Origin of the sequence: uncultured Corynebacterium sp. (assembly GCF_902782855.1) — a bacterium.
Taxonomy (GTDB): domain Bacteria; phylum Actinomycetota; class Actinomycetes; order Mycobacteriales; family Mycobacteriaceae; genus Corynebacterium.
Genome location: NZ_CACZOO010000361.1, coordinates 1 through 4,833, shown reverse-complemented (window position 1 = coordinate 4,833; position 4,833 = coordinate 1). Strand labels below are relative to the sequence as shown.

The window sequence follows — 4,833 nt, the reverse complement described above, 5'->3', positions numbered from 1 at the left end:
GGTCTCCGACGCGGACACCGCCACCGAGAAGAAGGTGCGCGAGCTGATCTCCACCCACCGCCCCGGCGACGCGATCCTCGGCGAGGAGTTCGGCGGCGATGTGGAGAAGGTCGGTCGGCAGTGGGTCGTGGACCCCATCGACGGCACGAAGAACTACGTCCGCGGTGTGCCGGTGTGGGCCACCCTGATCGCCCTGCTCGTCGACGGCGTCCCCGTCGTCGGTGTGGTCTCCGCCCCCGCCCTGGCCCGGCGCTGGTGGGCGGCCGGGGGCATGGGCGCGTGGCGCACCTTCGGCACCGACGAGGCCCGGCGGATGAGCGTCTCCAAGGTCGCCGACGTCGTGGACGCCTCGATCTCCCTGTCCTCCCTCACCGGGTGGCGGGACGCCGGGCTGCGTCCTCAACTGCTGGAACTGACCGACGCGGCGTGGCGGCTGCGCGGCTACGGCGACTTCTGGTCCTACTGCATGGTCGCCGAGGGCACCGTCGACGTCGCCGCGGAACCCGAGGTCAACCTCTGGGATCTCGCCGCACTCGACATCATCGTCCGGGAGGCCGGCGGGACGTTCACCTCACTGGCGGGCGTCGCGGGTCCTGACCAGGGGTCGGCGGTCGGGTCCAACGGTCTGCTGCACGATGCCGTCCTCGCGGCCTTCGGCACCCCCGGCCAGACCGGGTCGGAGTAGGTTACCGTGGAAAACATGACGCCACTCACGTCCCTCCCCGAATGGACCGCACTGGCCGACCAGGCTGCCCGGATCCGCGACACCTCCCTGCGGGACATGTTCCGCGACGACCCGGGCCGGGCCGGTGACCTCACGTTCGAGTGCGGCCCCCTGCACGTCGATCTGTCGAAGAACCTGGTGGATTTCCCGTTGCTGCGCCAGCTCACGGCGCTGGCCCAGGCCACCGGGGTGGAGACGCGGCGCGCGGAGATGTTCTCCGGCTCACACATCAACGTCACCGAGGACCGGGCGGCACTGCACACCGCGCTGCGGATCCCGGTGGACCAGGACCTCAGCGTCGACGGCCAGGATGTCGCCGCCGACGTCCACGACGTCCTCGGCCGGATGCGGGACTTCGCCAAGGCGCTGCGCTCGGGCACCTGGCGGGGGTCGACGAACCACACCGTCAAGGAGGTCGTCAACATCGGCATCGGCGGGTCCGACCTGGGCCCCGTGATGGCGGCGAAGGCGCTGCGTCCCTACCAGGTCGCGGGCATCACCCCGCACTTCGTGTCCAACGTGGACCCGTCGGACCTCATCGAGACCCTCGACGGGCTGGACGCCGAGTCCACGCTGTTCGTCATCTCCTCGAAGACCTTCACCACCTCGGAGACCCTGGCGAACGCCCATGCTGCGCGCCGCTGGCTGCTGCGCAAGCTCGGCACCGACACCTCGGACGAGGACGCCGTGCGCGCCGTGGTGGCCAAGCACTTCGTGGCCGTGTCGACGAACGCCGCGGAGGTGTCGGAGTTCGGGATCGACACGAGGAACATGTTCGGTTTCTGGGACTGGGTCGGTGGACGCTACTCCGTGGACTCCGCCATCGGCCTGTCCCTCATGGCGGCGATCGGCCCGCGGGACTTCATGGAGTTCCTCGCCGGGTTCCGCGAGGTCGACGACCACTTCTCCTCTGAACCGCTGGAGATGAACGTGCCCGTGCTGATGGGCATGCTCGGGGTCTGGTACACGGGCGTGCTGGGCGCCCAGTCCCACGCGGTACTGCCGTACTCCCATGACCTCGGGCTCTTCCCCGCGTATCTGCAGCAGCTGACGATGGAGTCCAACGGCAAGTCGGTCTGCCTCGACGGCTCGACGGTGACCACGGAGACCGGGGAGATTTACTGGGGTGAACCGGGCACGAACGGCCAGCACGCCTTCTTCCAGCTGCTGCACCAGGGCACGCATCTGATCCCCGCGGACTTCATCGGTTTCGTCAACCCGCAGGATGACCTGGTTGCCTCAGACGGGGCGACGAGCATGCACGACATGCTGCTGGCCAACTTTCTGGCGCAGACCAAGGTACTGGCCTTCGGCCGGTCCGAGACCGAACTGCGTGACGCCGGGGTCGAGGAATGGCTCATCCCGCACAAGGTCATGCCTGGCAACCGGCCGTCGACGACGATCCTCGCCGACAAGCTCACACCGCGCGTGCTGGGTGCGTTGATCGCCCTGTACGAGCACATCACCTTCGTCGAAGGTGTGGTGTGGGGCGTGAACAGCTTCGATCAGTGGGGTGTGGAGCTCGGCAAGGAGCAGGCGATGAACCTGCTGCCGCTGGTCAGTGACAGGAATACGGCGGTGGACACCGGCGACGCCTCCACCGACGACCTGGTGGAGTTCATCCGCACCCACCGGGCGCGGTAGACCCCCTCCGCTTCCCTCCCTCGCGTCCCCTCCCCGCTCCTGCCCGGTTGACCACCTCAGGGTGGTCAGACGCTCTGAAACCAACCTGGAGCACCCGACCTGGCGACTTTCGGCCCCTTTTCTCCACCCGCCATCCCCATCCCTGCACCCTCAGGCTCTCCCGGGCCCGCGCGATCGCGCTGGTCACCAGCACCCGCATGGCCTCCGGGTCACGGAGATGCTCCTTGTTGAACCGGATGACCTCCCAGCCCAGGTCCCGCAGTGCGTGGAACTGGTTGAAGTCGACCTCGGTCTGAGTTCCCTCTGTGTGGTGCCCACCGTCGTAGTACAGCGCGATCTTCAGCTCCTGGCATCCCAGGTCGGGCAACGTCTTCGGAGTCCAACCGGCAGCGGCGTCCGGAAGAAGATCGACGCGGACCTGGGACTGCCACCGGTACGGTTCCGGAAGCAGGTCCCTGACGATCAGACGCATCGTAGTCTCCATCGGCGACTGGGCGCCGTCATCCGACAGCTCCAGCAACCGTTCCAGTGCCCTCCGGTCGATGGTCCCGGCAGCCGATTCCCTGATCTCCGCCCTGGTCACCCAGGTGCACTGGGCGAGCGCATCGAGGAGTTGCACTGCCATGACGTCCTCCCTGACCAGGTCCGGTACATCATGGACCCACCAGAAATGTCGCCCGGTGAGGACCGTCCAGAGGCACTGGACAGCCGCGACCGCCGGTTGGACCACCTCCAGTGCCGGAAACCGAGGGCACGGGGTGCAGGTCTCCAGCCCGGTCGGCAGCGGGCGGATGACCGGACGTCTCGGGGTTGCCACCGCGACGCTCGATGTGAGGCTACCGCTGGTCGTCTCCCCGCTCAGCAGAAGTACCGGTGCACAGTCCGCCCAGTCCATCCGGAGTCCGAGAACTCCCAGTGCACCCCACCCACCGATCACGGCATCCGGTCTGATCAGGTGCTGGGCCCAGACTCTGGTCACGATGTCGAGTCCGAAGCCGTCGAAGGCGGAGGCGTCGTAATCCCCGGGTTTCAGCACCACCACGCCTGGCGCCGCCTGCACGAAGTCCCGCCGGAGAGCCCAGTCCGTCACCGTCCCTGATTCCCTGAGTGACGCCCGGATCTCCGGAATGTCTGTCGGCATCTTCCGCCAGGTGTGTTGCGGGCCCCTGCCCTTCCTCCGACGTTGACGCCTGTTCATTCTGTTCGCCCCCACTGCCGGTCCCCTGTCCCCGGGCGCTGCCCGATCGTTGTCTGTGCTGCGCAGCACACCACACATGCCGGAACCTGTCGAGAATCGCCCGGAGACCTGTGGACAACTCTTTTCCGGTTCTCGGGCACGCCTGTGGATAACGCAGGTCCGGTGCTCCAGGTTGGTTTCGGATGCCCCGGCCAACCTGAAGCACCCGACCTAGCGGGTCGGCGACCCGCTCGACTGCGGAGCGGATCTTTCTCACGTATCTCTCGGCCTGTTCAGTTCCCCCAGCTCCCCCGCGCACGTCAGTGAGGCCGGAAGAAGATGCAGGGGCCTCACCCCGGCTGGCACACCGGACACCACCAGATGACGCGTTCCAGCTCGCCCTCGTCGCCGTCGGCGTCCACCCCGCCGAGAAAACCCTTCCTGATCGGCGAGCCACAGCGTCGGCAGGCCTTCTCCGCGCGTCCGAAGACGTAGTTGCCCATGCCGGGGCGTCGGTCGCCGGTGAACAGGCGGCGGGGTTCCAGCCGGTTCTCCCACATCACGCGGCGTGACAGGTCGAGCAGATGCCCGGCGGTCGTCTCCGCGTCCTTCCCCGATCCGACGGGACGCCGCGGGTCGACGCCGCCGAGGAAGCACACCTCCGCCCGGTACTCGTTGCCGATGCCGGCGACGTTGCGCTGGTCGAGCAGGGCGGCGCCGATGGACCGCCCGGGTCGGGCGAGGACGCGGCGCAGTGCCTCGTCGCGGCCGAAAGAGGAGGACGCCCAGTCCGGCGCGAGGATGTCAGGGCCGAGACGGGCGACCACCTCGTCGTACCCGGAACGGTCGAAGAGTCTCACAAAGCCGAGGGAATACCCGACGACCTCGATCTCCGGGCCGCCGGTGTGCTGCGGGGCGAAGCCGAGGATGACGCGGGCGGTGTGGCCGGGGCGTCTCCAACGGGTACCGGCGGTGTGGATCGACCAGACACCCTCCATCTTCAGGTGGGTGTGCAGCACCCGCCCGTCGAAGTCCATGAACAGGTGTTTACCGTAGGGCCACACCGACGTGACCGCACGGCCGGCGAGGTTCTCGGTGGCGAACCGGGGGACACGGATGTCGGAGCGGGTGAGTGTGCGACCGCCCATCCACTGCATGCGGTGGGACAGCTGCAGGACGGAATCGCCCTCGGGCATGGGTGGCTCCTAGGTCGTGGGGTCGGGCTTTCCAGGGTATCCCGGGCAGTTGACGCTACGCCGTGCCTGCCAGAGGTGCCTGCCAGAGGTGC

At 68.0% G+C, this 4,833-nt stretch carries 4 protein-coding genes; 2 read left to right on the top strand and 2 right to left on the bottom strand.

Going from position 1 to position 4,833, the window contains the following annotated elements; genetic code table 11:
* Both QZV72_RS14520 and pgi read left to right on the top strand, forming a co-directional pair.
* Positions 1–685: inositol monophosphatase family protein (locus QZV72_RS14520; RefSeq protein ID WP_297009436.1), on the top strand; the 685-nt coding region annotated here is incomplete at its 5' end.
* Between the two features lie 15 nt (positions 686–700).
* The gene (gene pgi / locus QZV72_RS14515) at positions 701–2,368 is read left to right on the top strand and encodes a glucose-6-phosphate isomerase (protein WP_297009434.1); all 1,668 of its coding nucleotides are present in this window, start codon (positions 701–703) and stop codon (positions 2,366–2,368) included.
* Here pgi and QZV72_RS14510 read toward each other — a convergent pair.
* Both QZV72_RS14510 and QZV72_RS14505 read right to left on the bottom strand, forming a co-directional pair.
* Entirely contained in the window at positions 2,343–3,509 is a 1,167-nt protein-coding gene (locus QZV72_RS14510; RefSeq protein ID WP_297009433.1) for a DUF559 domain-containing protein, read from the bottom strand. The genes pgi and QZV72_RS14510 overlap by 26 nt on opposite strands.
* 386 nt (positions 3,510–3,895) lie before the next feature.
* Entirely contained in the window at positions 3,896–4,741 is an 846-nt protein-coding gene (locus tag QZV72_RS14505) for a DNA-formamidopyrimidine glycosylase family protein (protein WP_297009432.1), read from the bottom strand.
* Positions 4,742–4,833: the final 92 nt, after the last annotated feature.